This window comes from Pseudomonas lurida (assembly GCF_013522705.1).
Classification (GTDB): Bacteria; Pseudomonadota; Gammaproteobacteria; order Pseudomonadales; family Pseudomonadaceae; genus Aquipseudomonas; species Aquipseudomonas quebecensis.
Window position 1 is genome coordinate 1 of sequence record NZ_JAAMRE010000088.1, and the last position, 396, is coordinate 396.

The following is a 396-nucleotide window of genomic DNA, read 5'->3' on the forward strand; positions in this document are numbered from 1 at the left end:
ACGCCTTCACCCCGGTTAAAGATTTCAATGGTGATGTGCCGCAAATCGGCTACACCACCAACACTGGCTCCAGCAGCACTCTCGACGTGAAGATCGACCCGGTCGACGACGCCAGCGTCTTGCAGGCCGACACCGGCAGCGCGACGGAGGATACCGTTGCCACTGGCAATGTGCTGACCAACGACAGCGATGTGGACAACGTCCTGACCGTTGCCAGCTTCAATGTGGGTGGAACCACTTACGCCGCTGGCCAGACGGCCATCATTGCAGGCGTGGGTTCGATCACCATCGGTACCGACGGCGCTTACGCCTTCACCCCGGTTAAAGATTTCAATGGTGATGTGCCGCAAATCGGCTACACCACCAACACTGGCTCCAGCAGCACTCTCGACGTGA

At 58.8% G+C, this 396-nt stretch carries 1 protein-coding gene; it reads left to right on the plus strand.

Annotated elements, in window-relative coordinates; genetic code table 11:
• On the plus strand, nucleotides 1-396 hold a 396-nt coding region (locus G7025_RS26620), incomplete at both ends, for an Ig-like domain-containing protein (RefSeq protein ID WP_219855468.1).